This window comes from Desulfitibacter alkalitolerans DSM 16504 (assembly GCF_000620305.1).
Lineage (GTDB): Bacteria > Bacillota > DSM-16504 > Desulfitibacterales > Desulfitibacteraceae > Desulfitibacter > Desulfitibacter alkalitolerans.
The window spans coordinates 62,628-87,786 of record NZ_KK211103.1; the positions used below are offsets into that span (position 1 = coordinate 62,628).

The following is a 25,159-nucleotide window of genomic DNA, read 5'->3' on the forward strand; positions in this document are numbered from 1 at the left end:
AAGCTATTTCTCCTCCCTTTGGTAAATGACCCTGCGTGGATAAGGTATTTCTATGCCTGCTTCATCTAAGCCTTTTTTAAATCTTCCCAATAAAGCCCTTTCAGTGGCCCATTGCTCTCCTGGTATTGTTCTGGCAATGACCCTTATGTTGACACTTGAATCAGCAAGCTCAACAACGCCCTGTACAACTGGAACCTCAACTATGGCTTCAATTTCTTGATAGGCCTTTTCTGAAATGCTGCGAAGCACTTCCTGTGCTTTATCTATATCCATTTCATAGGCAATACCAACCACACATACTGCCAGCATATTACTTCTACTATAGTTGACAATCCTTGCTATTGAACCGTTGGGGATTATTTCTAAATGACCTGTCCACCTTTTAATTTTTGTTGTCCTAAGGCCTATTTCCTCTACAACACCAGTAGCACCACCAGCTTCCACAAACTCACCTACACGGAACTGATCTTCAAAGATAATAAAGAAACCAGAAATAACATCTTTAACCAGGTTTTGGGCTCCAAAGCCAACGGCCAGGCCCAGTACACCTACACTTGCCAGAATAGCTGTGGTATTTATGTTAAAGGTTTCAAGTACCATGAGTCCAGCAATAAAGAAAATACCATAGGTTAAAATACTGTTGACCAGTGACCCTAAGGTTTTCATTCTAGGAGAAAAGGCTTTATCACTATCTTCCTGGGATTTGGAAATCCAATGAGTAGTAAAGGACCTCTGAAACTGAATAACAAGTCTAGCACCTATAAAAATAGCAATAACCCTTATTAGTTGAAAACCAAACCCTTTTAAGTCTTCAGATTTAAAAATGCTGACCTCAAAGATTTCCAGAATTACAAGCAAAGCTATAAAAAAGCCACCATAAAAGACTACAGCCTTTAATGTTGTGCATATTATTTGCATTAGCTGAGGGTTTATTAAGCTGCTTTCTTTATCCCCATACCCAATAGCCCTGTCTAAAATTTTCTTGCTGAGGCTTATTAAAAAATAAGCCGCTATAAGAACAAGAAAAGATAATGCCAGCTTTACAGCCAAATCCCCCATGTCAACATTATTGATATAATTTAGCAATTGCTCCATCTTGTCTATCCCCTTCCATGGATACTGCTGCTTGTTTAAGAGCATCATCCATCACATCCCTGTGCTTCTGTATGATTTCAACTGCCTCCCTTGTACCCATAATTTCCAGACCCTTGAGTGCCTGGAATCTAACAGACGCATCACAATCCATTAAAGCATTAGTGAAAATCTCAATGTTTTTGGCATCCTTTTGCTTAGAAAAGTACTTTAAAGCACCTATCCTAGTTTTTACATCTGCTGAAGCCAGGCACTCAGCAACTCTCCCGTCTATTGTCTTATCTGACATTAGTATTAATATATCTACAATCATATCAGTATCAAGCTCAGGGTTGTTAAGATTATTTATTAATTCTAATGCGGCCAGGGAACCATAGCCCATAAGTATTTGAGCCAGCCTTGCAGGCAAATATGGACTATTTTGTTTTAGTTCTTTTACTGCTAACTTCACTACTTTTTTATTCTTGTATAGTATTAATGTATGTGCTGCTTCAAAACGGATGGACTCGCGATTATCAGCCAGCCTTCTAAAAATTGGATCTAAAGCTTTAAATGGCTTCAATAAAGCTAATAGTTCCAGGGAAAAGAGTATTTCCCTTTCACTTCCATTAATTAATTTATCATAAATCATTTTCATGTAGCCTCGATCTTCTAATACAACAAGGAGCTGCTTTTGCATATATGATTCCAAGCTTGGATAAGCTTCTCTTAAAGCATATGTTATCTCTTCATCAGAAAACCCCTGCAGATCATCAATAACCCGGGGTGAAATCCTTTCCTCCATTGACAACAGCTTTCTTATTAGCTTGTTTACCTTTGCATCCTTGAGTCTTCTCTTGAGGCTGCCTAATAAGCTTTTCATTAAATCACCTGTTATACACTAATGAGTTTATTGTTTATCATTTTTTCCACTATACTATACATATTGGTTATACTTCCAACACAAAGCCTATCCTTCAACTGGTAATAATCCAGGCACGTGCCGCAAGATAAGATCTCCACACCTTTTTTTTCTAAATCAATAATCTCTTCTAATACATTAGAGCCTTCACAAGTTAGAATTATACCACTATTAATAAACATAATGGTCTTAGGGAGTGGATAGGTTTCTGTTAAAGTAAAAAAGAAGCTCTTTGTTAAAACTTTTCCTAATTCATCGTTACCTCTTCCAAGAAATTTTGAAGTTATTAATATTGCAATATTTTTACCTGAATCTATATCTGCGATTAAACCACCGGACTTTCTAATTTTTATGTGATAGTTTTCATCCTTTTTCTCAACCTCTACCGGATAATCAAAGCTTTTGGCAAATCTAATTATATTATCTTTGGCTACATCATTGTCCACAATGGTAGTAATAGTTCCCGCTTCTAGCTTTTCCAGGGCTTTTTTTGTGCAAATAACTGGTTCGGGACAGGCTAAACCCCTAGCATCTACTAAATTATCCATTATTTTCCCTCCACAACAATATTTTTACCCGTAAACTGGGCTGTCCTTCCTATTATATACCCTTCCACACCATACTCTTTCAGGAGATTAATGAGCTCAACTGCCCTTTTACTGTCAATAGCTATTAATAGCCCTCCAGCTGTTTGTGGATCAGCTAGAATATCCCTGTATGTATCATCTACATTCTTCTGCCATTTCACCTTGTTTTCAACAAACTTCAAGTTGCTTCTAGCCCCTGCTGGGACTATGCCCATCTTTGCTAGCTCATGGGCCCCATGAAGGATAGGTACCAGGGATAATTCCATCTCTATTGTAACATTACTGGCTTCAGCCATTTCAAGCATGTGGCCAAGAAGTCCAAAACCAGTTATATCTGTACAAGCAGCAGCACCACATTCTACCATTGCTTTTGAAGCCTTATCGTTAAGAGCGGTCATGGCACTAACTGCTGCGTCAATTGACCTGTCATCAGCCACTTTACCCTTAATCCCTGTGCTTATAATGCCAGTACCAATAGGCTTGGTTAGAACAATAGTCTGGCCCGGCCGCGCACCTGCATTTGTTATAACTTGTTCAGGATGTATAATCCCAGTAACAGAAAGGCCATATTTGGGTTCATTATCCTCAACACTATGACCACCCAGGAGTACAGCCCCAGCCTCCTGAATCTTTGAATACCCACCTTCTAATATATGACCTAACACCTGAACATCTAAACAATTAGGAAAGCATACTATATTCATGGCAGTAAGCGGCCTGCCGCCCATTGCATAAACATCATTTAATGAGTTGACTGCCGCAATCTGACCAAACAAATAAGGGTCATCAACCATGGGTGTAAAGAAATCAAGTGTCTGGACCAGGGCCATGTCATTACTAATTTTGTATACACCAGCATCATCCATTTTTTCCCCGCTGACCAGCAGGTTTGGGTCCGTGATTTTTGGCAGTTTATGCAGTATCTTTGATAAGGTTTCCGGACCAATTTTTGCTGCTCAGCCTGCTGCCCTGACCATTTCTGTCAATCTTATTCTTATATCCATGGATAACCCCCCTTTTTAAAAAATAGTTTGCTATAATGGTAAATCTTACTTCTTCTATATTACACGTTTTCTAATAGTTTTACCAGGGGATACCATTTCTAGGCCTATTGAAAAAACATATACAATTTAACTCGATATTTAGACTTCATAAATAAATATAGTTTTGATAAACTAAAAGAAGCTAATGGTAAGTAGATTAATTTCATGGAGGTTATTATGGATTATTCAAAACTATCCAAGAAAGAGCTAGATCAAAAATTAAAAGAACAAAAGGAACTGCTGCAAGAAGTTGAAGAAGAAAGATATTATGTTCTGGGTAAGACCAACAGTCAACATGTTCCAGGATATGTTAATAAGGAATATGCAAAAGAAATTGCCTTGATAAAAAAAAGAATAGAGCTTATAGAAAAAGCACTAGAGTCCATAGAATAAGTTAATGGTGCTCAATCGTGCTCCATCCTTTATAGATAGGCGACGTTAATCAGCCCAAATATATAGTTCCCGATTGATAAAAACAATTCCAACAGATAAGGAAATGAGTATGAAGAATGAATGATTGCTGCAATAGTACCATTTTGTGCAGCTGAAAGAATAACCACAGGTGAAAGTAACCCAATAATAACTGTGACTATAACTACATTCATTACGAAGCCCAGGGCAGCACCTGAGAGTTTGTTAATAGGTCCCAGGGGAGTAACTGCAAATACCCCGGATAACAAGTCAACTCCTATTTTTATTAAAATACCTGTAGCTGAAAATAAAATTAGAAAGCTTACACCTTTAAGAAGCATTCCGGCTAAACCATATGCTATAAGTTCAGACAGGCTTACATCAAAATAATTTCCACCAATTAACAGCTGGTCAATGTTTTCAATGAGGCTTTTCTTTAAAAAATCTGGCAAAGCCATTTCCTGAACACCAGCATTTACAATGGCCTTGCTGATATTTTCAGCTTCAAAGGAAAAGTTAGGCAATGGGATAACCTCTCCAAAGGTAGCCACTATATCAAACCGCTTGTCCAAATAATCAGCCAAAGGACGATTAAAGGATAAAGCCACTATTATGCTGGCTATCCACCCAAGTATTCCACCTAAACTTTTAATTAGACCATTTTTAAATCCCTTGTAAGAACCCCAAATTACAATAAAGCCTACTACAACATCAAATAAATTCACGATCGTCCCCCCTTAAATAGGGTAAGTTATATTTATTTTAACATTTTTAACAAAGCTAAGCATTATCAGTAAGATTTGAGGTATATCTTATTAATGATTTGCAAATATCTTTAATATGAACAACAACTCTATTAATTATACCATTTCAGCGAAAGATTTGATAGAAATGCATTAATATGGCTGCAATTCCTCCAGCCATAAGGGGGCCCACAGGTATTCCCCCAAAAAAAACAATGCCAATAATACCTCCAATGACAAGTCCTATCATAAGTTGGGGAGCGTGCTGCAGCATATCCAGGCCTTTACCATTCATATATGTTGCCAAAGCTCCACTAAAAATGGCTATAAGACCGGGCACTGAAATAAAGCATTTTAATATTTCTTTTACAGGAACCCTTCCGGCAGCAAAGGGAACTAGGACTGACAGCATCAAAAAGAGCAAGCCCATTTCCAATCCGCGCCTTTCAATAACAGGAAAGAGCCTCTGCAAATTTGTAAAATGTATTAGCAGCATAATAGCTGCTGCTGCTGCAACAACATTTGACCTGCCAATGATTCCTAGCACTAGAATAAACAGCATTAAAAGTGTGGCTGCAGTCAATTGTATCGCTCCTTAGTCTTTTTTACAAATATATGCAGTCCAACCTTGTCCTAATATACCTTTATTTAAACCTCCCATGACATTAAGAAAAACACATTCATTCTTCTATAATACAAAAACCGCCCATTTAATTAGGACGGTAATTTATATCTGGTGCGGATAAAGTTGTGTTTGAAATAATGGACCTTGCAATACTGGCTTTAGCTTTATCGTAGGTTTCAAAAAGCTCTTGCGCACGATCTGGATTAGCATACACCTTCCAGTATCTGCACATAAGGCTGTTCTTGCCTTCATTTTTAATAAAACCCTGAATATCCTCAATGGGATAACCAAGAAATATGCCCACTTCATCGGGACATGAACAGGAGAACCTCTCTCTCAAAAGTTGAAGCTTTTCTTCTAATGTCATATGACCTTCATATCCTAAACCACCTAAAAAAGCTTGACTACTGGGCTTTGACAGATACCATTCAAGAAGTTCTTTTTTATAAAACACAACTATTAAACTTTCAAATTTTTCCCTGAGTTCAATATATTCAAGGCCAAGCCCTTTAGATATCTCATCTTTATAGAATTTCCATAGCGTCAATTATTTTTTAGTTAAGGAGGCTAAGGTTTAATATTATAGGCATTAATCCCAAAGCTGTTGTAATTGACATTAAAACCACATGGTAATACTAACAGGACTTATGCAGTTGATGGAAAATAACACCAAAGCATAATCCAAAAATATTTTCAAAATGCAACCAGATAATCCCAAAAACACTTGACAATTGCAAAATGTCCCCATAATCGAAATGGATGGTATTATTACCATACCCTAACGATATGGGTGATGCAAATGAAAAAACTGTGTAAACCAACTTTCAAAGAGAAGGATCACGGTCAAGGTGCCGGGATTCCAGTACTTAAGACCATCTGGGATTTGTTTGATCTTTCTTTGCTCTTTACTCAAACAGGAATCCGTAAGCACTCCGGGGTTCCAACATGGCTTTTGGCTTTTGCCTACATCTGTGGTCTGGTAAGTAATGCGAGCTATGCAAATCAAAATGCTAAGTTTTCAGCGGATGCCCCTTTCTTAAAACAGCTTCTTTCCGGGCAATTAATCTCGCAGAGTGCATTTAGCCGGTTCCTGTCTAAGCCTTTTCAGTGGCTTCAGTTCTCTATTGGTAGAATTTCTAGACTGCAGGAACGTACAGAGACCCGGTTGACCGACGGAGATATAATTGCCTTAGACGATACTAAAATTGAACATCCTTATGGTAAAAAAATCCCCTTTCTCTGTTGGCTTTTTGATAGTTCAGATAAGCGACATGTATGGTGCATTAATCTTGTTTCTACTCTAGCTGTCTTAAATAACGGCCTTGAATTTCCTATGTTGTGGCGTTTCTGGGTTAAAAAAGACCAGGATAATGAAAAACAAACCAAACTCAATCTTGCTATAGAGATGTTAAAAGAGCTACGTCAATTTAACAACGCTAGACTATGGGTTGCCATGGACCGCTGGTTTTTATGCAAGAAGTTTTTAACTTGGCTTATGGATAACAATTTTGATTGGGTTACCAAGGCTAAACGCAACACAGTATTATTTAGGAAAATCTATGACCCTGTTCTAGGTAAGGAGCGCTTTGTCAAACTTAATGCTAAACAATTACTGCAAGAGATTTATCCTAAAATTAGGGTTATTGGCAAAAACTCAGTTCTTAGTATTCCCGATATTTACATCAAAGTGCCTTATGAGACACTGACCCGCAAAGGAAAACCTATTACCAGACAACGATTTTTACTCGTTGCTGCAATTGGGGCCACCTATGAGGAACAGGTGGATGAGAAAACTGTGGTTCTTCCAGAAGAAGAATACCAGGTGGCAACCTTTAAAGGTACGTATCTCCTGCTAAGCAATCGAGCAGATGCACCAGAAGAAGCAGCTAAGGCCTATACTAAACGATGGAAAATTGAAGTTTTTTATCGTACAGCTAAGCAGAACCTAGGATTAACTTCATGTTATGCTCAATCGGAACCAGCTCACTTCGCACATGTGGAACTATTGTTTACGGCGCAAACTCTTCTTTGTTTTGCTACTTGGGAATGCAATAAAGAAGGCGTCGAACAAGCCCCATCCCTATGCGAAGTGGTAAGGTACTTTTTCAACGCCGGTTGTCGGATCCACTGTCACAATCAGCTGATCCAAGTCTATTTTGACATAGCAACCGAGCGCTTTGCAAGGATTATTGATAAATTTTGGCCAAAATTTTTATCACTAAGGTTATGGAACTGGGATTATTATCCTGGAAGTGCATAACTACTGATACTAATTAGAACCCAAATATTTTATTAAAATCCAAATATATTAAAAAAAGTTTGAAACATAATAATAGATATTTCGAAAAGATCTTTTAAAAATAAAAACAATCCCACGTCGACCCTCGTGGTAAAATATATAATACAAGGAATAAAATGGGGTTAGTTCGGGGGTGGTATTAAACTAAAAAGGGATTGTGGAGTAAGGGGGTATAGAAAGCAGGAATTAGTTTTGTTGACATTATGACAAATGGATGTTCGGATGAAAAAAAAGGGAGGTCAAAGATTTGAGAAAAAGATTTTTTTATGATGGTTTTAGTTTTATTAGTTAGTTTAATGATAGGTATGTCTCTTTCCATTGTTGCGGCACCACCTCATCATTCCACACCAGCGGCAGCTATTTATTATAACGGAATAATTGTTACCGTTGATGAAAACATGAGTTATACTGAAGCTGTGGCAGTTGATGCTAATGGTAAGATAATCGCCGTTGGTGACCGAGGAGAGGTAATGAAACTGTCAGGAAAAGGTACTCAAATGATAAACCTGCAGGGCAAGACCATGCTTCCAGGATTTATTGATGCTCATAGCCATTTTATTGGAGTAGGCTTATCTTTACTTATGGATGTGCAACTTCAAAGCCCTCCAATTGGCGACATAGTTGATATTGATGAAATGATAGCTGCTTTGGCAGAACGGGCCGATGAAACACCCCCAGGCGAACCTGTTATAGGTGTGCGTTATGATGACTATTTTTTGGCAGACCAAAGACATCCCACCCGTTGGGACCTTGATCAAGCCTCAACGGAACATCCAATACGAATTACACACTTCTCAGGGCATGGAATTGTAGTAAACAGTTACGCCTTAGAGCTAGCAGACATCACCGCTGATACTCCCGATCCTGCTGTGGGAGTTATGGGGCGATGCCCAGATACCGGTGAGCCTAACGGGCAGTTTTTTGGGGCTGCTGACATGGTTGCTAACGCCACAGACGGTAACCCCATCTGGGAACGAGAGATAACTCGTGAAGATTGGATTAAAGGTATAGGATTGGCCAGTGATATGTGGACTTCAGTAGGGTCAACAATGGCCAACCATGGTTCAGGAGGAAACCTTTTTAATTTCCAACTATTGGAAGATGCTGTAGCGGAAGGCTACCTGAATATTAGAACCACTGTTTGGAGTACTCTTGCAGGTGGTTTGCAAATCTGCGGTTACCTTGGTCTAGAACCAGGTGGCCCCTATAGAGCCGAATCTGATGAAACAGGGATGATTTTTCAAACTGGAATAAAGTATTTTGCAGACGGTTCACCACAGCTTCGCACAGCCTGGGTTACTGATCCATACTATACTACCGGAGAACATCCTCCCGACTGGGTTGGTTTTCCGAGGTTTACGGATGAACAGATGACTCAAATGGTCATAGATGCACATGAAGCTGGTTTTGACAACATATTTGTTCACACTAACGGTGATGCCGCCATTGACCAACTTTTGAATGCCTATGAAGAAGTACGTAAGCCACAATACAGGCAATCAGATGACCTCCGCCACATTCTTGTTCACGCTCAGTTTAATAGGGAAGATCAATTAGATAGAATGGCAGAATTGGGTGTGATTCCATCATTTTATATTTTGCACACATATTATTTGGGAGACCGACACAAGGATATCTATTTTGGGTCAGAGAGATCTTACAGAATGAGTGCATGTCAAGATGCCGTCGATCGCGATATGGTCTTTACGATACACAGTGACACCCCCGTGCTTCCACATAACCCTCTGATGATGATGTGGGCAGCTGTAAACAGGTTTTCCTACCACGGTCAAGAAATTTTTACTACAGTTTACGACCCTAACTGCAAATACCGTTCTGTTGATCAAAGAATAACTCCCGAGGATGCCCTACGTGCAGTTACAATATATGCCGCCTATCAGGATTTTTTAGATGACGTTAAAGGCTCTATTGAAGTTGGTAAATGGGCAGATTTTGTTATACTCTCAAATAACCCTCTTACCGTGGATCCAATGTTGATCAAAGATATTCAGGTACTAGAAACAATTGTAGGAGGTACTACAGTTTTCAAAGCTGACGGAAAGTGGATACCAGGTCAAAAGATGCTGAAATAAATTAAAACGTTGTGTTACATCCATATGATTAAGCCATAGAGACAAAGAAGTAAGTTTGAGGGTCTTTAGAAAAAGATTTGTGTTCAGAATAAAAATAGCTGATTAAGTTAAGCGGCCAAAGCCCCAAATTCCTAGGAGCCGAGGCCGTTTAGCTTTCAGTAATATCTTCTTTGAAATAGTTAAGCTACAAGTTGTCTTTCGTACCTGCAATTGCTAATAAGTGTTAAGTGTACTCTTGTTTTAGTATGTAAATTTTAAGAAGGTGTTTATGGAGGGGAAGGCTTTGAGTTTTTTATTGCGTCCAACATGGGTGCTTACTACTTGGTAAAAGTCCGATATGGAATTGATAGTGCCAATGGAGGATTGCTGAAACCTCTACCCTAATAGCCAAACCCTTTGAATCAAGTCCACTATTTGGTTCGCCTAGATTATTCCCCACCTTTCAATGCACCTGTATAATATGGCCCACTGTTAGTACGTATTCATACTCATACATCAAACCGCTTTGTAAAAAGATAACTTATACACAACCTAGGATGATTCCGATAGTTATACTTTTTGCCATTGTTTTCCATTACTTGTAACCTAACCTGCCGAAAAAGTTAGCACAGTGTGAAGTAATACATTTGTCCCCTTCTCGATATCCTTCCAGGTTGAAAGTTCCTCAGGACAATGGCTTTTTCCTCCAATGCTTCTTATAAATATCATTCCTGAAGGCGCAATACTACTCATATGTTTAGCATCATGATTTGCTCCTGAAACAAGTTGAAAAAATGGTATTTCCATAGTTTCGCAGGATTTTTCAAGCACCTTAATTAACCCGATGTCAAATTCGATTGGGGAACTATACCAAAAACGTTCTGCTTTATAATTAGTATTCTCTTTCGCGCAAACATTCTCTATAATTTCCATTATAGAACTCTCAAGAATTAAGAGTATTTTCTCTTCCGGACATCTTATATCAATGCTAAATTGTGCTTTATTTGGAATTATATTTATGACATTAGGGAAAACCGCCATTTCCCCAACTGTTACTACCGCATCATTACTCAATTCCTTAATTTTATCACGGATATCTACTATAATCCTAGAAGCAGTAACCAGTGCATCCTGGCGGAAACCCATTGGGCAAGTTCCAGAATGATTGGATGAACCAGTTATAGACACTTTCAGCCAACAGGTTCCAGAAATGCCGCTTACAATGCCTAATGATAATCCGTTCTGATCTAAAACAGGACCCTGTTCGATATGCATTTCCAGGTAGGCTTTTGCCGAAGTTAAACGATTTGACATTGCTCCCTTATAACCTATATTGCTAAGTTCATCTGTAAAGGTTTTACCTTCCTTATCGCATCTGCTGTAGACCCAGTCCTTAGAAAAGGCGCCAGCAACTACGCCACTTCCCATTAGTGCTGGTTGAAACCTTGCCCCTTCCTCATTGGTCCAGTTGATTATCTCTATAGGAAATAATGTTTGCACGTTATTGTCATTTAGAGTGCGTATGACCTCCAGCCCTGCCATAACACCCAAAGTGCCATCAAATCTACCTCCGTTTGACTGTGTGTCCAAATGTGAACCTATACATACAGGCTCTCTATTATTATCCGTTCCAGTACGTCTACCATACATATTACCAATATCGTCAATTCTAACATTCATGCCCTCATCCAACATCCATTTTTTAAATATTTCCCTGGCAAGCTTATCTTCATTGGATAAGGCAACTCTATTAACCCCGCCATCAACGGTTACAGCAATATTATTAACGACATCAATGCTTTCTTTTAGTCTTGCTATATTTATTTGCATTTGCTACCTCCCGTCAATAGTTTTAGAAATTCCTAACTAATCTTGTATTTATGCCTTTATATTTTTTCCCATTACAATACTATCTGCTATATCTGTATCAAAGACTTCACCATAATAAATCGCCTTTACCTGCTCAGTTTTGGAGTGTTTTGTCAACAAGGAAATAACAACTAAGCTGATTAGTGATGCTGGGAAACCTGCAATTGCCGGGTCCAGCCCTGCACCTATTCCCCAGTATGAGAAAGTCAGTGTAACAAGGCCTGCTACAGCCATACTGCCCAGAAAACCGGCTTTTGTAACTCTTTTCCAAAACATTATGGCTAAAAATGGGAATACCAGCATAGTTCCAGATAACCTTAATGCCCACTGATATAAGGTAATAATGTCGGTCATATATATTGCTACGATAAAAGCACCTACACCTATGATTAGCACTGAAAGACGAGAGGCACGCATCATTTTTTTGTTATCAGCATAGGGATTCAGAAGCTTCTGGTAAAAATCTCGAGATAAATTCGAACCACCTTGCATAAGAAAAGATGTGCCCCCAGTGACCAGCGCTGCAATCAAGCCTATATAGACTATTCCCCCTATATATGGTGGTAAAACCTCGAAAACTACTGTAGAGAAAACTAAATTGGGGTTTAGGTCAGCTGGAAGATATCCCCTGGCCATAATTCCAATTGAATAAGGCAGTATACTTATAACCCCTGCAAGTGCAAAACCTGTAAGACCCGCACTTCTAGCTGTATCTTCATCTTTGGCAGCATATATTCTCTGCCAAGTCGACTGCCATATAAGATAAAATGGTCCTACTGATAGGGCAAATAATAAAACCGCTCCCAATCCTTCTGGTCCAATAGGTGACAAATACTCTATTGGTGTATTAGCCAAAACTTTAGAGATACCCCCTGCATAAATTAAGCTGCCTATAAATAATACGATAATGCCTAATACCAATACAAAGCTTTGAAGGGCGTCAGTCATGATTGTGGCAGGCAAACCACCCAGCAAAGTAAACGTTAACATTATGACAGTTGCAATTAGTATTCCTGTGGGAACAGGAATATTAAAGGCCAACAGGAAAATAGTTGACATGCCGACAAGTTGCAGTGCAGTTGTTGGAACTGAATAAACAAAAGCTGACAAGGTTGATGGTACTATTGCAGCTTCCTTTCCGAAACGTCCTGCAAACATATCAGGAAGTGTATACATTTTTTGCCTTCTAATGGGCTTGGCAAAAAAGTAAATCAATAACAAACAAAAAATTATACCGGGTAATGCAAACTGAAAGAAACCTGACACGCCAACCCTAAAGCCCATGCCGACCCATCCAATGAATACTGCCGCCCCACACCATGTGCTTACAATAGTTCCCACCAAGGGCCAAAAGCTTGTGTTCCAAGCAGAAATTATATACTGATCAGAAGTTTTAACTTTTGTGAAATAGTAAAAGGCGATCCCTACCAGTATTGCAAGATAAACTAAAATATACCCCAAATACCACGCCATTTGATACACCTCCAAAATGGTTATAATTTTAATTATGACAATTATTTCCATTGTAAATTCCTATCAAACCTAAAAAATAACCCCTTAACTGTGTTTTCATTTAGTTTAAAACATATCACCTCCTAAAAACGATCTCCCCTTCCACAACTGTCATTTCTACCTGAATCCGATTCAATTTTTCAGGATGTACTGTTAGCGGATTTTGGTCCAAAACAACCATGTCAGCAAGCTTCCCCGGGGTTAATGTACCCTTCAGGTTTTCTTCAAATGCTAGATACGCGGAGTTTATAGTCATGGCCTTCAAGGCCTGTTCTACAGATATTCTTTCATGTTCGCCTAAAACATGCCCATCTTTGGTAAGTCTGTTTACTGCAGAGTATATTGACATTAATGGATTAATTTCTGTTATGGGGCAGTCATTGTGCATTCCAAAGAGTATTCCTCTATCTAAAGCAGATTTAAGTGGGTCTATTCTTTCAGCACGTTCGGGACCTAAAAAAATATTTTTATGTCTATCTCCCCAATAATAAGTATGGACAGGAAAAAAAGATATGGTTATTCCCATTTTTTTAATGCGATCAAGCTGTTTATTGGTAACAGTTTGGCAGTGTTCAATTCTGAACCTGTGATTGCTTTTTTTATTTTCCCCAAGAACTTTTTCATAAGCTTGTAAAATAGATTCTATACATGCATCACCATTACCATGGACTGAAAGTTGAAATCCCTTACTATATGCTGCCTCAACTATTTGTTCAAGTTTATCTTGACTTAAAATTAATCCTCCCATGTAATTAGGATCACAATAGTAAGGCTGCTGCAAGGCTGCGGTTATGCCTTGTATGGAACCATCCTGAAGAGTTTTAATTGAACCTATTTTAATTTTTCCAAATTCACTACCTGTTGAAATACCTAAATTACCTGAAACATTATCAATCATTTCTTCAAAAAGGCTGTAATATATCATTAAATATGCATGGAGCTTAAGGATGCTTTCCATGGAAGCTTCAATGTAGGCTGTAAGCTCATTGCGCCCGAAAAAAAGACCAACCCCAGCTTCATGGATGCTTGTAACTCCAACAGATAAGTATTTATCATTTGCTATAGATATTGCCTTTTTTAGGCTTTGTACCGTAGCCTTTGGCATTAGCTTAGTCACTTTATCCATAGCAGGAGGCTCAGCCAATATACCATTAGGCTCCTGGGAACCTTCTGTTCTGTAAATTATTCCTCCAACTGGATCGCTTGTTGATTTGTCTATTCTCGCAAGCCTTAAGGCATAGCTATTTACAACAGCTAAATGTCCGGATACATGTGTGATATAAACCGGGTGATTAGGTGAAACCATATCCAAATCCCATCTATTAGGATGCCTCTTTTCTTCAAGTAAAGTATCATCATACCCCCACCCTTTAATCCACTCCCCTGGGGGTTTCTTTGCAGTTTCTTCTTTTATTTTTTCTAGAATGTTAGAAATAGATTTATTTGGAGGAGTACGACAGTTTATCTGGGACAAAGTGTCGCCGTACATTATCAAGTGTGTATGTGATTCAATAAACCCTGGTATTAAGGTTTTACCCTTAAGATCTATAACGTTAGTGGCAGTTTGTATTAGTGACGTAATATGAGAATTACTGCCTATTTTTACAATTCTACCTTTTTTAACAGCGATTGCTTCCGCTGTTGGTTTCATAGAATCCAAGGTAATAATGTTTCCGTTGATAAAAACCAGGTCCGGAGCAAACAAGTTACCAACTTTATTCATCTAGCTTCACCCCTTATTGATGGTATTTAGAAAATAATGCATGCCCTATATTTAAGCAAATAATGTGCCACTATTGTATCTTTATGAAAAGATAGTTAACTACTGTATACATTGCAACATGTTTAGAATACAAAATATGGAGTAAAATATTATCTAGTTATTTATCTTCTACAATAATGCTTTGTGGCAGATAAAAAATATTGGTGCATTTATGCACCAATATTTAAATTCCTAAACCTGATGTCTCTAATTTTTTTTGGTGCAATTTTTCACCTGCTGGTGGAAAATTGCACTGCCATACTTCCCTTTTTCAAGATTATATTTTCCTATTTTCCTTATTAAAGTTGAATGATCAACCCCTAAAATTCTTGCTGCGGCGCGAATTGAGTTATTTTCTTTAAGCGCCTCTATTATTATCTGTTTTTCAAAATCGTTGACAGCTTCTTTTAATGTAACCTTGGTATTTTTATGACTTAATTTGTTTTTCTTTTCTAATCTATCTGCAAGGTCATCATATTGAATAACAGTTGAGTTAGTTGAAACAAGAGCATTTTCAATCACGTTTTGAAGTTCTCTTATATTACCAGGCCAATCATAGCCTAATAGATATCTTTTCGCTTCTTGAGAAAATTCCTTCTTCAACCCATATTTTTCCCCAAACTTTTTTGTAAATAAATCTGCAAGAGGCAATATTTCATCTTTTCTTTCCCTTAAAGGAGGGATTTTTATTTGGACAACATTTAGTCTAAAAAACAAATCTTCTCTGAATTTATTTTTTTTTACTAATTCCAACAAATCTTTATTAGTAGCTGAAATTATTCTTACGTCAATCTTTTTTGGTTCTACACCTCCAACCCTTGTTATCTCCTGTTCCTGAATTGCCCTCAAAACCTTAGCCTGAACCCTCAAAGACATATCACCAATTTCGTCCAGTAATATTGTTCCATGATCAGCCAATTCAAACAATCCTGGTTTGCCGCTGGCACGTGCCCCTGTAAAAGCTCCTGGGTTATATCCAAATAGTTCCGATTCTAATAGCTGTTCGGGAATAGCACTACAATTTACTTTAATAAAGGGTCTATTGTTTCTATCACTTTTTTCCACAATCAAATTTGCAATAACCTCTTTGCCTACTCCAGATTCCCCATACAAATAAACATTGATGGGATAGGGAGCAATTCGAATTGCATGCCGTAATATTTGCTGCATGTTATTTCCCGGAATAACATCCTCTGAAACTAACTCCTTGGTATTTAGTAATTCTTTGTTTAGGCTCTCTGCCCTTTCCAGTTCGCCCTTTAATCTTTCGTACTCATCCTGCAACTTTTCATATTCGGATATATCTCTATGCGTTGCAACAACAGCATATATTTTACCACTAGGGTCTTTAATTGGAATGGCTGCACTAATCAAATGCTTCTTACTTTTAAATTGCATACCTACAATTGTCACTGGCTCTTTTTTTTCTAAAGCTAGTAAAATTGCTGAACTAAAATATCCTTTGCTTACAAGGTTTTTTAGGCTTTTTCCAACCAGGTCAGAAGGCTGATATCCACTCATTTTTTGATAGGCTTTATTTATTTTAAGGGTAATACCATCCGAATCTGCAATATATATGGCATCTCGCGTTTCATCGGCCCATTGATATAAGATTTTCGCCAAGTCATATTTTCCATTTTTATTCATTTAATTATTCCTCCTTTTCCCTGGTAATAAAAATTTGCCAAAAAATCATTTTACTGTCATTCTTTTTCCATAATTCTTCCTATTTTCCTCTAATAAAAATAAAATATTATAATAATTTTCTCTCTGTCTCAAGACATGTTTAGTTATATCTTCGTCTTGTTCCTATAATAAAACCTGTTTCAAAATAAACCAAGGCACTAACTGCAGAGATCCTATTTTCTTCTGACCTACTACACAAATAAGGCATAATTTGTCTAAACAGTATTGGACAGTTCCGTTTTCAGTTTAAATATCACTGCTGCCATAGCGGTAGTTTTCCATAGATTAGTTTTTGTGGTCTCCATTCTGTTACTATTGGTAGCTCCTTTTTCCGTAGTGTTCGATAAACATACGTAGTTGAAGTCTTAATACAGTTGCTTTGAATTTCCATTTTGCCTGTGCTTTTATTTTTTTCATTACCTTTCGATGCTTTGATACCGATGATATGCATCCTTTCTAAGCATGCTCTGGCTGTTTTACATGCTGCATATTTTATTTTTAATTTGCCGTCTTCTAGACACACTTCTCCCTATATCATAGCATGCATCGTATACTAATATCTTAAAACCGTTTTTAAGGTTCCTACAGTCTCTAAATTTCTCAACTCTTTAATTAGTATAGGTAGAATCCTATTGCTACACTTTTGTACAAATCTATCCAATGTCTATTTTTAGCAAAGAATATCTATCGTAAAATATTTGTCTCTATGTCTCCTATTTATTACCGCCTGGCACCTGTTTTCAAATAAGATTATATTGTCTAGTTAACTTTCCACCATATTACTGCTGGTTTGTATAAGTAAGAAGTCTTTGAAAGTGTAAAACAAAACACCCGCTGCAATTAAACGGGTGCCTCCATTTAAGATCTATGATTTAGCCTTTATTATCTAGTTCTATACGGTTCTTTGTTCTTGCTCACTTCTGTCATATCCAATAACTGTCTGAATATCTATAACGAGTTTCTTGATTGCAACCAGCAGTACACAGAAAGCCCCAACCGGTATAAAAGCCTTTAGGTGGTAAAGTGGAATGGGAATGGCAGTTGGTGTCACCTGCTTTAAGAAGAAGGATATCTTAGCTGCCTGAATTCCCTTAGTCACCAGCACATACAGGTACAGGAATGCGATAAAAAAAGTAATGATATCGCAAATTGCCTTAGTTTTTGGAGAAAAGCGAGCATAAAAAAGGTCCAGTTTTACAAAAGCATCATTATTCAGGGCATATGCCCCTGCTGAGCAGGCCAATAAAACCATGGCATACTGAACTGTCACACTGATCCATAAGGATGGTTGGTTGAAAGCATATCTAAGTATTACATCAGTTAGGCCAAAAATCATGCAGTAAAGAATAAGCAACCAACTAAATTTGCCTAGAACTTCACTGATAAAATCAATTGTTTGCTCTACCTTGCTCCAAACTTTCATTACCTAATATGCCCCCTTTATTATTGCCGTTTCTAGTATTTACCTATATCAATAAGGAATTGTTTCCATAACTCAACACCCTTAGCAGTGCCAGAAGATGCTTCTGCTACCTTTGGCCAGACTTCCTCTACTGATTTTCTACGCATTCTGTCTACTTCTTCGTCAGATAGAGTTATAACTTCACCGCCAGCATCAACAAAAATCTGTAAGGCTGTTTCTACATTCTCAAGGTGGAGTCTACTTGTTTCAAAGTACGTTGACATGAAGACTTCGCTGATACGATCTCTCTGCCACTGATTTAAAGCGTTCCATTTATCTAAGTTAACGTATATCTCCTGATGCTGTGCAGGACACCAGCCTGGCATAATAGCATAATCGGTAACCTCATGGAACTTCATATCAGCCATGCCCCCTGTGTCCCAGAAGGTGCCTTCAATAGTACCTAATCTAATTGACATATATATTTCCCCACCAGGCATTGATACTGGAGCACCACCCATAGCCTGAAGAAATATTGCCTGTGGAGCACCGGCTCTCATCTTACGTCCAGCAAAGTCTTCCAATTTATATACGGGAAATTTGGTAAAAGCGGCATTTGGACCCTGATTAGTCCAGCCAATCCACTGTAGATTACGTTCATTAGCTGCCTGCTGAACAATATCACCAATCCTATATTTGGGATCTCCCCACATTGCTGCCCAAGCCTCAAATTGGTTATCAGCTCCCATTGCCAATCCATAAGCCAGCATGCCTTCAGGCATATCTCCACCATAGTATGTTGCCCAACCAGCGTATACATCTATCATTCCAGCCATAGTAGCAGCAAATGCTTCTCCACCACTTGTTATAGAGCCAACTGGAAGTAGTTCAAATTTTACTGTACCTTGAGTTGCTTCTTCAACAGCCTTTATCCATGGCACAACACCGCGACTCCAACCAGCATCTGATGAATCAAAAACCGGTTGAAAAACCCACGTGGTCACTTCTGATGGAGGACCATAATCACTGGCTGCACCTGGCTCACTTGGTGTTTGTACAGGTGCAGGCTTATCTCCACAACCAACAACTAAAAACATGCTAAAAACCAACAGAACTGCAAGTACTAAAATTGAATACTTTTTCAATAAACACACCTCCCAAATTTTCCTTAAGTTATTGCATAGGGTACACTTTAAAACTAGTAAGTTTTAACCTATCACCTCCTTAAAGAAAGAATTGACTTACATTTAGGTCGTAATAATTTATTTTTCTCTATTTATTACTCCGGATCGGGTTCTTACTTCATCATTGTACTTGGAAGCCATAAAGCTAATTGTGGAAACATTATAACTAACGATAGTCCAATTAATTGAAGTATAATAAATGGGAACACCGAACGGTAAATATCTCCCATGTTTACATCTTTAGGCATGATGCTCTTTATCCAAAATAGAACAAATCCAAAAGGAGGAGTTAGATAGGCAATCTGTATATTAACAATAAATAGTACACCAAACCATAGTGTGCTAATCCCTAATTCATTTAATATAGGAACATATAAAGGAGTAACCAGCATTATTATTGCCCAATCATCCATGACCATACCCAAAATCATTATCACCAGCATCATCATCAGTAGCACACCAATGTCACCTCCTGGCATTCCCAGTACAACAGAAGTGACTACTGCTTGGCATCCTAAAGCACTGAAGACGTTGACAAATAAGTTTGCACCAATCAGTATCCATAAACCCATTGCAGAAAGCTTAACAGTAATATCAAGTGAGTCTTTAAGTATCTGCCAGGTAAGTCTGCGATATAAGATATTTATGAGTAGTGCACCACCTGCTCCAAAAGCAGCCGCTTCTGGAGGCGTTGCTACTCCCATCCATATTACACCTAGAACAAGGAAAACGAGAACAATAAACGGCCAAATGGCAACTAGAGAGGCTACTTTCTCCTTTACTGAAAATCTTTCATCTGGAGGTATTGGTGGTCCCATATGAGGTTGGATCTTACATATAATACCTATATAGGTTATGTATAGTGTAGCTAAAAGAAGTCCAGGAATTACACCACCCAAAAACAACGCCCCTATTGATTCTTTGGCTAATAGCCCATAGAAGATAAAAGGTACACTAGGTGGAATCAAGGCACCCAGTGCCCCACCCGCACCAATGGCACCAATGGCTATTCCTTTATGATATTTATATTTCATCATTGAAGGATAGGCTATTTGCCCCATGGTTATAGTTGCTGGAGGAGTTATGCCGGTTATAGCGGCGAAGAGGGTACATACTTTAACAGTTCCCATTGCAAGTCCACCCGGAAGATGGCCAATTAGTTTATAAGCAGAGTCATAAGCGGCCTCAGCAATACCTGAAAAACGGATTAAATTCCCCATAAACAGAAATAATGGAACTGTTACTAAAATACTCTGCCAAGGGGTGTAAAAAAATGCACTTGGGGCGGCTAGAAGGGTATGAGGGCTTAAAATCAAGGCAAATATAACGGCTGTACCTCCTAACCCTAGGGCGACAGGCAGTCCCATAAATAAGGAAATAAAAAGACTGGCAAACATTAACACTGTGATTAGTTCAACACTCAAATTATTCTCTCCCTTCTAATCTTTCGATGTCATAGTAATAGATACATAATAGAATGGGCAAAGGCTTCAAAACTTTTATATTTCCACTGAAATTCATTCTGATATTCAGACTTTTTGGAATGTTTAACAAGAGCTAAGTGGTCTGAACTTATAACAGAGTAGTGCAATAAGCTGTACTGAATTTTCAATAATATTTATGATAAGTTTTAACAATTGGATTTATTTAACTTGGTTATACAAATTATAACATCCTTTGAATTTTTGATAATATTAATTTTATTGAAAATAGTTCTTCATTTTTCTGAATATTTCTAGGTCTCTATTTCAATATCTTTAGAAATTATTAATATCTTTAGATTAAGCAGTCATCCCATTTCTAATCTTTGGCTATATTATGAAAACTGCTAATAAACTACAATGAAAGCATAATCTGTACTAATTTAGCAACCGTTATTTGGCATCACCTTCCAGCATTAGTACAATTTCCAGGTTATACAGTGAGTTATTTACTCCCGTACAACCTGGGTTAGCGTCAAAGTTGCAGACTATTATGTTCTTAGCCTTATATACTTCTAAAATGGTCATCTCATAAAAGGGAGTATCCTCGGCAGTCAATGCTGCTGGGTTAATAACATCATTAGCTCCAAGAACTATTACTAAATCTGTGTTTGCAAATTCTGGGTTAATTACCTCCATTTCAATAAGCTTGTCATAATCCACATCCACTTCAGCCAACAGCACATTCATATGTCCAGGCATACGGACCTGCAACAGGATGTATGGCAAAATCAACCGCTTGCCTTTACTTTCAAGGAGGTCACAAAGCTGCTTAAACTCTGTTCGTGCTTGATCAAGGCCATACCATATAGAGGTACTATGATAACCTTTTTGGCTTCCTTGAGTAGTATCATCTTGTTTAAAACATTAGCAATTGGAGCTATTATATCTATGATATGCCTGATGACCCTTCCTCCTTCTTGACCAGTTTAATCAGCCTATTAATTGTATCCTTAGCGTCACCCAATAGCATACTTACATGTTCCTGATTATATAGTAAGTTATCCACTCCTGCATAACCTGGGTTGGCATCAAAGTTGCAAATGATGATGTTTTTGGCCTTATATGCTTCTAAAATGGGCATTCCATAAATGGGTGTACCTTCCGCAGTCAATGCTGCAGGGTTAATAACATCATTGGCTCCAACAACTATTACCATATCTGTGTTTGCAAATTCTGGGTTAATTATCTCCATTTCAATAAGCTTGTCATAATCCACATCCACTTCAGCCAACAGTACATTCATATGTCCAGGCATACGACCCGCAACTGGATGTATGGCAAAATCTACCTGCTTGCCTTTACTTTCAAGGAGGTCACAAAGCTGCTTAACCTCTGACTGCGCTTGGGCCAAGGCCATACCATAGCCAGGTACTATGATAATCTTTTTTGCGTTCATGAGCATTTCTTTTTCTACCAATCCATCTTTTTGCGACTCTGTGCTGTCTGTCTTTGGTCCTGTTAAACTCTTAGTCAGCTTAGCAATTGTTTCTTTGGCATCTCCATGGTGCATGAATACATTATCCTTTTTGTATAAAGGGTTGTCTACTCCAGCATAGCCTGGGTTGGCGTCAAAGTTGCAGATTATAATGTTTTTAGCCTTATATGCTTCTAATATGGGCATTCCATAAATTGGTGTGCCTTCTGCAGTTAATGCTGCTGGGTTAATAACATCATTAGCTCCAATAACTATTACCATATCTGTATCAGCAAATTCTGGGTTTATTTTCTCCATTTCCACCAACTTATCATAGTCCACGTCTACTTCAGCCAGCATTACATTCATGTGTCCTGGCATTCGTCCTGCCACAGGATGTATACCGAATTTAACATCCTTTCCTTGACCTTCTAGAATATCCATCAGCTTCTTAACTTCCCACTGTGCCTGAGAAAGGGCCATACCGTATCCAGGTACAATTATGACTTTTTGGGCTTGTGATAACTTATGAACAGCACTCACCAGTGGGTCTGTATGCCCTTTCTTATCTTCCATAGGAGTCGCCTTGTCTTGGGCTTTAACTTTTGATTTATCTTCGGAAACAGTCGTCTTGCCGCTTAGGATTTCCAGCAGGGATCTGTTCATGGCCTTACACATAATATTTGTTAGAATTATCCCCGATGCACCCACTATTGCTGCCACAGCAACGAGCAGTACATTTGCTATGGCAAGGCCTACTACAGAACCAGCTATACCGGAGCAGGAGATCAACAGTGAGATGGTAATTGGCATGTCAGCACCACCCACTCTGATGGAGAGAAGTACACCGTAAAACAATGCTATTGCTACCATGGCCATAACTATTGTAAAATACATGCCTGAATTCACTGCTGCATCACCAAATATGAGTGTGGGCATGGATACCAGAACCGTTGATATTACTATTGCAATGGCACATAGTATGCTTATGGTGCTGTGGCCTGGAATTGATATTGACTTCTGTGATATGCGATTATCAAGCTTTAAAGCAGCCACCATACTACCACTAAAGGTTAAACACCCTATAACAAGAGCTGTCAAGCTGGTGAAAAGATAAAACCAGCCTAAAGCCATGTAGCTTTCAAAGATTTTTACTAGGGCAATTAATGCAGCAGCACCTCCACCCATACCGTTAAAAAATGCTACCATTTGAGGTAGTTGAAGCATGGAAACTTTTACAGACAGGAAATATCCTATACTTCCACCAATTGCAATGGCAATCCATATTAAAGGAACTGCAACAATATCATTGTATACAAGGACAAAGACCATTGCCGCAAAAATACTCCCGCCACCAAGAAGATTTCCTATTACTGCAGTCTTGGGAGAGCTCATAAGCTTAATTCCAATAAGAACTGCTGCTGACAATAGTATGGTAACTATTTCATAGATGCCAATCATTTGAGCACCTCCCCTTTCTGTTTAACTTTAAACATCTTCAGCATCCTATTTGTTACAAAAAACCCTCCTGCAAGCTTAATGGTTGCAAAAGTGATAGCTATAAAACCTAGGATTTGACTTCCGGTTGAAACTGCATATGCTGTCACTACCACAGAACCCACTATTGTAACTCCTGACAATCCATTCATTCCTGACATCAACGGAGTATGAAGGAGGGGCGGCACTTGACTAATTACTTTATAGCCTAAATATGCAGCAACAAAAAAAATAGCAAGCAGTGCACTCGTACCCATTTTTTAATCCTCCTTATCTTGCGTTTGTAATAAAATAAAACTGCAGCTTAATTCCTGCCAAGACATCTACAATCAAGATACTCGACAACTATTGTGCATTAAATTACTATTCATGGCTTCTAGGGTACCAGGATGAACTATACTTCCATCCCGAGTTACAATGGTTTCTGCAATAATTTCATCATCCATATTAATCTGTACCTGTCCATCCTTAACAAGGTTAACCAAGTAGTTGTATATATTATGGGCAAACATCCACGTTGAGCTTGTGGGTACCATTCCTGGAATGTTCTTTGTTCCATCGATACTAACCTGATACTTCTCTACAACCTTTCCTGGTTCTGTAGCTTCACAATTACCACCCTGGTCAATTGAAATGTCTACTACTGCAGATCCAGCTGGCATACTCTTTAACATTTCATCAGTTAATAGAATTGGTGCCATTCGGTTTGGAATTAAAGCTGACAAAATAATAATATCGGATTTAGCAACTACATCTTTTAATGTTTCTCTTTCCTTAGCTAACCATTCTTCTGAAAGCTTTTGAGCATATCCACCCTTACCAATAGCTATTTCGTCTGGAATACCCAAATCTACTATTTTTGCTCCCAAACTTTTTGCTTGTTCTCTAGCATCCGGACGGATGTCAGCAGCATATACAACAGCTCCTAAGCGTTTTGCTGTAGCAATGGATTGTAGTCCTGCTACACCTGATCCAACTACTAAGACTGTTGATGGTTTAATCATTCCCACTGCTGTTCCAGTCATGGGCATGAATTTTGATAGACGGTTTGCTGCTAGAAGGACCCCTTTATATCCTGCTACGGCACTCATGGAGGTTAACGCATCCATGGCTTGAGCTCTCGATATCCTGGGAATTCCATCTAAGGTAAAGCTAATTACTCCCTTATTGGCTAGATTTTGTACCATATTATGGTTGGATGGTGAAGCTGGGTGTATGAATGATATTAGAACTTGATCTTGTTTCATCATTTCAACTTCATGTTTTTCAACATCCTGGTTAAACTGGGGCTCTTTTACCTTTAGGATAATATCAGCTCTGTTAAAAATCTCTTGTGCTTTATCAATTATCTTGGCACCTGCTCCAACATATTCTGCATCCTGATAAAATGAACCTGTTCCAGCTCCAGCTTGGATTAATACTTCTGCGCCATCGTTAACCATTTTCATTACGGTTTCTGGAATTGCAGCAATACGGCGTTCTCCTTGCATAATCTCCTTTGGTATACCAATTGTTAATCCTTTCAGTTCCATAATGATTCCTCCCATAGTATTATTCATCAAACAATTTTTCCATA

The 25,159-nt window shown here is 38.3% G+C and carries 21 protein-coding genes; 3 read left to right on the forward strand and 18 right to left on the reverse strand.

Annotated elements, in window-relative coordinates:
- Window positions 1–3: 3 nt before the first annotated feature.
- Genes K364_RS0116740 through selD form a run of 4 tightly spaced genes read right to left on the reverse strand, consistent with a single transcriptional unit; the run spans window position 4 to window position 3,584 of the window.
- Window positions 4–1,143 (reverse strand): mechanosensitive ion channel family protein, encoded by a 1,140-nt coding sequence (locus K364_RS0116740; RefSeq protein ID WP_242841734.1) that lies wholly within the window; start codon window positions 1,141–1,143, stop codon window positions 4–6.
- Complete coding sequence (locus K364_RS0116745; RefSeq protein WP_028308975.1) at window positions 1,067–1,954, reverse strand: HEAT repeat domain-containing protein; 888 nt, start codon at window positions 1,952–1,954, stop codon at window positions 1,067–1,069. The genes K364_RS0116740 and K364_RS0116745 overlap by 77 nt, the downstream gene beginning before the upstream one ends.
- A gap of 11 nt (window positions 1,955–1,965) precedes the next feature.
- Complete coding sequence (yedF, locus tag K364_RS0116750; protein ID WP_028308976.1) at window positions 1,966–2,541, reverse strand: sulfurtransferase-like selenium metabolism protein YedF; 576 nt, start codon at window positions 2,539–2,541, stop codon at window positions 1,966–1,968.
- Window positions 2,541–3,584, reverse strand: coding sequence for a selenide, water dikinase SelD (gene selD, locus K364_RS0116755; RefSeq protein WP_084295990.1), 1,044 nt, complete (start codon window positions 3,582–3,584; stop codon window positions 2,541–2,543). The genes yedF and selD overlap by 1 nt, the downstream gene beginning before the upstream one ends.
- Window positions 3,585–3,800: 216 nt before the next feature.
- On the opposite strand from selD, the gene K364_RS0116765 reads away from it, so the two are divergent.
- Window positions 3,801–4,016, forward strand: a complete 216-nt coding sequence (locus K364_RS0116765; protein ID WP_028308978.1) for a hypothetical protein — start codon at window positions 3,801–3,803, stop codon at window positions 4,014–4,016.
- Window positions 4,017–4,045: 29 nt separating this feature from the next.
- On the opposite strand, the gene K364_RS0116770 is transcribed toward K364_RS0116765, so the two are convergent.
- From K364_RS0116770 to K364_RS24570, 3 genes are all read right to left on the reverse strand, one after another.
- Window positions 4,046–4,759 (reverse strand): CvpA family protein, encoded by a 714-nt coding sequence (locus K364_RS0116770; RefSeq protein WP_028308979.1) that lies wholly within the window; start codon window positions 4,757–4,759, stop codon window positions 4,046–4,048.
- A 145-nt stretch (window positions 4,760–4,904) separates the two neighbouring features.
- On the reverse strand, window positions 4,905–5,360 hold the full coding sequence (locus tag K364_RS0116775; protein WP_028308980.1) for a DUF441 domain-containing protein: 456 nt from the start codon (window positions 5,358–5,360) through the stop codon (window positions 4,905–4,907).
- Between the two features lie 127 nt (window positions 5,361–5,487).
- Window positions 5,488–5,949 (reverse strand): DUF3793 family protein, encoded by a 462-nt coding sequence (locus tag K364_RS24570; protein ID WP_051534164.1) that lies wholly within the window; start codon window positions 5,947–5,949, stop codon window positions 5,488–5,490.
- A 252-nt stretch (window positions 5,950–6,201) separates the two neighbouring features.
- Here K364_RS24570 and K364_RS0116785 point away from each other — a divergent pair, with 252 nt between their 5' ends.
- Window positions 6,202–7,662, forward strand: coding sequence for a transposase (locus K364_RS0116785; RefSeq protein ID WP_242841735.1), 1,461 nt, complete (start codon window positions 6,202–6,204; stop codon window positions 7,660–7,662).
- A 305-nt stretch (window positions 7,663–7,967) separates the two neighbouring features.
- Complete coding sequence (locus K364_RS24575; protein ID WP_051534165.1) at window positions 7,968–9,794, forward strand: amidohydrolase; 1,827 nt, start codon at window positions 7,968–7,970, stop codon at window positions 9,792–9,794.
- Between the two features lie 585 nt (window positions 9,795–10,379).
- Here K364_RS24575 and K364_RS0116795 read toward each other — a convergent pair.
- From K364_RS0116795 to K364_RS0116850, 11 genes are all read right to left on the reverse strand, one after another.
- Window positions 10,380–11,603: a Zn-dependent hydrolase gene (locus K364_RS0116795; protein ID WP_028308982.1), complete on the reverse strand. Its 1,224-nt coding sequence runs from the start codon at window positions 11,601–11,603 to the stop codon at window positions 10,380–10,382.
- Between the two features lie 48 nt (window positions 11,604–11,651).
- Window positions 11,652–13,115 (reverse strand): sodium:solute symporter family protein, encoded by a 1,464-nt coding sequence (locus K364_RS0116800; protein WP_028308983.1) that lies wholly within the window; start codon window positions 13,113–13,115, stop codon window positions 11,652–11,654.
- 115 nt (window positions 13,116–13,230) lie between these two features.
- Window positions 13,231–14,877, reverse strand: coding sequence for an amidohydrolase (locus tag K364_RS0116805; RefSeq protein ID WP_035269994.1), 1,647 nt, complete (start codon window positions 14,875–14,877; stop codon window positions 13,231–13,233).
- 246 nt (window positions 14,878–15,123) lie between these two features.
- Window positions 15,124–16,563: a sigma-54 interaction domain-containing protein gene (locus K364_RS24580; RefSeq protein ID WP_051534166.1), complete on the reverse strand. Its 1,440-nt coding sequence runs from the start codon at window positions 16,561–16,563 to the stop codon at window positions 15,124–15,126.
- Between the two features lie 931 nt (window positions 16,564–17,494).
- On the reverse strand, window positions 17,495–18,025 hold the full coding sequence (locus tag K364_RS0116820) for a TRAP transporter small permease subunit (RefSeq protein ID WP_028308986.1): 531 nt from the start codon (window positions 18,023–18,025) through the stop codon (window positions 17,495–17,497).
- 32 nt (window positions 18,026–18,057) lie between these two features.
- Window positions 18,058–19,149, reverse strand: coding sequence for a TRAP transporter substrate-binding protein (locus tag K364_RS0116825; protein ID WP_028308987.1), 1,092 nt, complete (start codon window positions 19,147–19,149; stop codon window positions 18,058–18,060).
- Window positions 19,150–19,301: 152 nt separating this feature from the next.
- Window positions 19,302–20,612 (reverse strand): TRAP transporter large permease, encoded by a 1,311-nt coding sequence (locus K364_RS0116830; protein ID WP_028308988.1) that lies wholly within the window; start codon window positions 20,610–20,612, stop codon window positions 19,302–19,304.
- A gap of 450 nt (window positions 20,613–21,062) precedes the next feature.
- A complete protein-coding gene (locus K364_RS0116835; RefSeq protein ID WP_242841736.1) occupies window positions 21,063–21,404 on the reverse strand; it encodes an NAD(P)(+) transhydrogenase (Re/Si-specific) subunit beta in 342 nt (113 codons plus the stop codon).
- Window positions 21,405–21,558: 154 nt separating this feature from the next.
- Window positions 21,559–23,547: an NAD(P)(+) transhydrogenase (Re/Si-specific) subunit beta gene (locus K364_RS0116840; RefSeq protein WP_028308990.1), complete on the reverse strand. Its 1,989-nt coding sequence runs from the start codon at window positions 23,545–23,547 to the stop codon at window positions 21,559–21,561.
- On the reverse strand, window positions 23,544–23,840 hold the full coding sequence (locus tag K364_RS0116845) for an NAD(P) transhydrogenase subunit alpha part 2 (RefSeq protein WP_028308991.1): 297 nt from the start codon (window positions 23,838–23,840) through the stop codon (window positions 23,544–23,546). The genes K364_RS0116840 and K364_RS0116845 overlap by 4 nt, the downstream gene beginning before the upstream one ends.
- 72 nt (window positions 23,841–23,912) lie before the next feature.
- Complete coding sequence (locus K364_RS0116850; RefSeq protein ID WP_028308992.1) at window positions 23,913–25,115, reverse strand: NAD(P) transhydrogenase subunit alpha; 1,203 nt, start codon at window positions 25,113–25,115, stop codon at window positions 23,913–23,915.
- Between the last annotated feature and the right edge of the window lie 44 nt (window positions 25,116–25,159).